The organism is Streptomyces sp. NPDC058955, assembly GCF_042741435.1.
In the GTDB taxonomy this organism is placed as follows: Bacteria; Actinomycetota; Actinomycetes; order Streptomycetales; family Streptomycetaceae; genus Streptomyces.
The window spans coordinates 1-3858 of the sequence record NZ_JBHYKM010000228.1 but is presented as its reverse complement, the minus strand read 5'-3'; the positions used below and the strand labels follow the sequence as shown (position 1 = coordinate 3858).

5 protein-coding genes are annotated in these 3858 nt (G+C 73.5%); 4 read left to right on the top strand and 1 reads right to left on the bottom strand.

The window, feature by feature from the left end:
• Positions 1 to 91 precede the first annotated feature (91 nt).
• Complete coding sequence (locus ACFW1I_RS38135) at positions 92 to 727, bottom strand: TIGR03085 family metal-binding protein (protein WP_384678700.1); 636 nt, start codon at positions 725 to 727, stop codon at positions 92 to 94.
• 84 nt (positions 728 to 811) lie between these two features.
• Here ACFW1I_RS38135 and hisI point away from each other — a divergent pair, with 84 nt between their 5' ends.
• From hisI to ACFW1I_RS38115, 4 genes are all read left to right on the top strand, one after another.
• Positions 812 to 1180, top strand: coding sequence for a phosphoribosyl-AMP cyclohydrolase (gene hisI, locus ACFW1I_RS38130; protein ID WP_384678697.1), 369 nt, complete (start codon positions 812 to 814; stop codon positions 1178 to 1180).
• Positions 1181 to 1191: 11 nt separating this feature from the next.
• Positions 1192 to 2691: an anthranilate synthase component I gene (locus ACFW1I_RS38125; protein ID WP_384678694.1), complete on the top strand. Its 1500-nt coding sequence runs from the start codon at positions 1192 to 1194 to the stop codon at positions 2689 to 2691.
• Between the two features lie 6 nt (positions 2692 to 2697).
• Positions 2698 to 3348, top strand: coding sequence for a TIGR02234 family membrane protein (locus ACFW1I_RS38120; RefSeq protein ID WP_384678691.1), 651 nt, complete (start codon positions 2698 to 2700; stop codon positions 3346 to 3348).
• 118 nt (positions 3349 to 3466) lie between these two features.
• A complete protein-coding gene (locus ACFW1I_RS38115) occupies positions 3467 to 3721 on the top strand; it encodes an HGxxPAAW family protein (protein ID WP_384678688.1) in 255 nt (84 codons plus the stop codon).
• The last annotated feature ends 137 nt before the right edge of the window (positions 3722 to 3858 follow it).

Here is a 3858-nt window from a genome sequence, read left to right as displayed (position 1 = left end):
CCGACGGCACAGGGACAGGGCTGTCGTCATTGATCACCCAAGACTCGATCACGAGCACGACGATCTCACGGACGGATCCAAGAGACAGGCCCTAGATCCCCAGCTGCTTCGTCGTGCTCAGCAGCTCGATGGCGTCCGGTTCGCCCTCCAGGCCCACCTTCGCCACCTCCGTACGCCCGTACAGGTACATCGTCAGCTCGCCCGGCTCCCCGGAGACCGTCACCACCGGGGTGCCGCGGTGGGCGACCACCGTCTGGCCGTTCGGGCGGCGCAGCACCAGGCCCACCGGCGCCTTCCGGCCGAGGAGGCGGGCCGCCTTCTCCAGGCGCGACCACAGGGCGTCCGAGAAGACCGGGTCCAGCTCCCGCGCCGACCAGCCGGGCTGGGCCCGCCGGACGTCCTCGGCGTGCACGTAGAACTCCACGACGTTCGCGCCCTCGTCCACCTGCTTGATCGTGAACGGCGAGAACCGCGGCGGACCCGTCCGGACCAGCTGGATCAGCTCCTCGTACGGCTTCGCGGCGAACTCGTCCTGCACCCGCTGCAGCCGCTCCTTCAGCGCCGGCACGAGCGTCCCGGCCGCCGCGTCCGGGCGCCGCTCCCGCACCACCACGTGCGCCGCGAGGTCCCGGGTGCGCCAGCCCTCGCACAGCGTCGGGGCGTCGGGACCGGCCGCCTCCAACAGATCAGCGAGCAGAAGCCGTTCACGTTTGGCATGGGTCGACATGCCCGCCAGCGTACGATCTCGCCACGCCGTCCGCCCAGTGGACGCCCGGCCGGACAAGTCCCCGCACCACGGCACAATGGCGGCATGAGCAGCACGCCCCGGACCCCCAGCGACCTCGACCCGGCCATCGCCGCCCGCCTCAAGCGCAGCGCCGACGGCCTGGTCCCCGCCATCGCCCAGCAGTACGACACCGGCGAGGTGCTCATGCTCGGCTGGATGGACGACGAGGCCCTGCACCGCACCCTCACCACCGGCCGCGGCACCTACTGGTCCCGGAGCCGGAACGAGTACTGGGTCAAGGGCGACACCTCCGGGCACGTCCAGCACGTCAAGTCCGTCGCCCTCGACTGCGACGCCGACACGATCCTCGTCCAGGTCGACCAGGTCGGACCCGCCTGCCACACCGGCACCCGCACCTGCTTCGACTCCGACGTGCTCCTCGCATCCGAGTAGGGTCTGGCGCCATGGATCTCGAGACCTTCCGCAAGCTGGCGGCGGACCGCCGCGTCATCCCCGTCAGCCGCAGGCTCCTCGCGGACGGCGACACCCCGGTCGGGCTCTACCGCAAGCTCGCCGCCGAACGCCCCGGCACCTTCCTCCTCGAATCCGCGGAGAACGGCCGCAGCTGGTCCCGCTACTCCTTCATCGGCGTCCGCAGCGACGCCACCCTCACCGTGAAGGACGGCGAGGCCCACTGGCTCGGCACCCCGCCCGTCGGCGTCCCCGTCGACGGCGACCCGCTCGCCGCCCTCCGCGCCACCGTCGAGACCCTCCACACCCCGCGCGACCTCGCGTCCGGCATGCCCCCCTTCACCGGCGGCATGGTCGGCTACCTCGGCTACGACATCGTCCGCCGGCTGGAGAGGATCGGGGACTCCACCCGCGACGACCTCCGGCTCCCCGAGCTCACCATGCTGCTCACCAGCGACCTCGCGGTCCTCGACCACTGGGACGGCTCGGTCCTGCTGATCGCCAACGCGATCAACCACAACGACCTGGAGACCGGCGTCGACGAGGCGTACGCGCACGCCGTCGCCCGCCTCGACGCGATGGAGGCCGACCTGGCCCGCCCGGTCGCCACCGTCCCCGCCGCCCTCCCCGCCTCCGAACTCCCGGAGTTCTCGGCTCTCTGGGGCGGCCCCGCCTTCCAGGACGCCGTCGAGGACGTCAAGGAGCGCATCCGGGCCGGCGAAGCCTTCCAGGTCGTGCCCTCGCAGCGCTTCGAGACCCCCTGCACCGCCTCCGCCCTCGACGTCTACCGGGTCCTGCGGGCCACCAACCCGTCCCCGTACATGTACCTCTTCCGGTTCGAGAACGGCTTCGACGTCGTCGGCTCCAGCCCCGAGGCCCTCGTCAAGGTCGAGGACGGACAGGCGATGCTCCACCCCATCGCCGGCACCCGGCACCGCGGCGCCACCCCGCAGGAGGACCACGACCTCGCCGAGGAACTGCTCGCCGACCCCAAGGAGCGCGCCGAGCACCTGATGCTCGTCGACCTCGGCCGCAACGACCTCGGCCGAGTCTGCGCCCCCGGCTCCGTCGAGGTCGTCGACTTCATGTCGATCGAGCGGTACTCCCACGTCATGCACATCGTCTCCACCGTCACCGGCCGGGTCGCCGAGGGGAGGACCGCCTTCGACGTCCTCACCGCCTGCTTCCCCGCCGGCACCCTCTCCGGCGCCCCCAAGCCTCGTGCGATGCAGATCATCGAGGAGCTGGAGCCCTCCCGGCGCGGCCTGTACGGCGGGTGTGTCGGGTATCTCGACTTCGCCGGCGACTCCGACACCGCCATCGCCATCCGCACCGCCCTGCTCCGCGACGGCACCGCGTACGTCCAGGCCGGAGCGGGTGTCGTCGCCGACTCCGACCCGGCCGCCGAGGACGCCGAGTGCCGCAACAAGGCCGCCGCCGTCCTCCGCGCCGTCCACACCGCCAACCGGATGAAAGGTTCGTCGCAGCCGTAGGGGATAGTGGGGTACGTGAGTGCCGTACCCGTACCCCAGCCCCGCGCCGCCCGTGCGGCCGTCACCTCCGGCGGCCGGCGGAGCCTCGCCGTCGCCCTGCTCCTCGGTGCCCTCGGGGCCACCGTCGTACTGCTCTCCGCCGGCCAGATCTGGGCCGAGGGCACCGCGTCGGTCGCCGGGGGCACCGTCCCCGTCGAGGCCGACGGCGGCACCGTCACCGGCGTCCCGACCGCCCTCGCGATCGTCGGCCTCGCCGCCCTCGTCGCCGTCTTCGCCGTCCGCCGCACCGGCCGCACCCTCGTCGCCGGGCTCCTCGCGCTCAGCGGCGCCGGCGCCGCCCTCGCCGCCTTCCTCGGCGCCTCCGACAGCGCCGCCCTCGACGCCGAGGCCGCCCGGATCAGCGGCGACACCGCCGCCGCCGTCGCCGGCCTCACCCACACCGCCTGGCCCTACGTCGCCGCCGCCGGAGCCCTCCTCATCCTGGTCGCCGGCCTCTTCGCCCTCCGCTACGGCAAGAGCTGGCCCGCGATGGGCGGCCGCTACGAGCGCTCCGGCGCGCCCCGCGCCCCGCGCCGCTCCGCCGCAGGCGACCCCGACCGGCCCGAGGACCTGTGGAAGGCGCTCGACCGCGGCGAGGACCCGACACACGACGCGTGATCGTCCGGGACCCCCCGAGTCACCTCCGCGGGGTCATGTGCGGAAGAATGACGCCGTCATCACATGACAGCCGTCATCTTCGACGTCACCACCGAGCAACATCTACGAGGAGCAACTCATGGCGGGCAGCGCCCACGGACACACCCCGGCCGCCTGGACCGGTGTCATCATCTCCTTCATCGGCTTCTGCATCGCCGGAGTCTTCATGGTGGCGGCGAACGTGCCCGGCTTCTGGGCCGGTATCGGCGTCATCGTCCTCGGCGGTGTCGTCGGCCTCGCGATGAAGCTCGCCGGCCTCGGCATGCCGAAGGACTCCCAGGCCGTCGTCGCCGCCCGCGAGAGCGCGACCGCCGCGGCCAAGGCCCGCGCCTGACCCCCAGCCCCAGGGCCCACGGGACGCGCGCACCACACGAACCGCGGCCGGCCGCGCCGCCCCCCGGCCGCGCCGCGGGGGCCCGCGCCCGCCCCCGCCCGAAGCAGCCCCGGAGCGCCGGGCCCCGCCCCCCCAGC

Coding starts and splice junctions, on each gene's coding strand:
- ACFW1I_RS38125 (WP_384678694.1), top strand. CDS start 1,192: ATGGATCTCGAGACCTTCCGCAAGCTGGCGGCGGACCGCCGCGTCATC.
- ACFW1I_RS38135 (WP_384678700.1), bottom strand. CDS start 727: ATGTCGACCCATGCCAAACGTGAACGGCTTCTGCTCGCTGATCTGTTG.
- ACFW1I_RS38115 (WP_384678688.1), top strand. CDS start 3,467: ATGGCGGGCAGCGCCCACGGACACACCCCGGCCGCCTGGACCGGTGTC.
- hisI (WP_384678697.1), top strand. CDS start 812: ATGAGCAGCACGCCCCGGACCCCCAGCGACCTCGACCCGGCCATCGCC.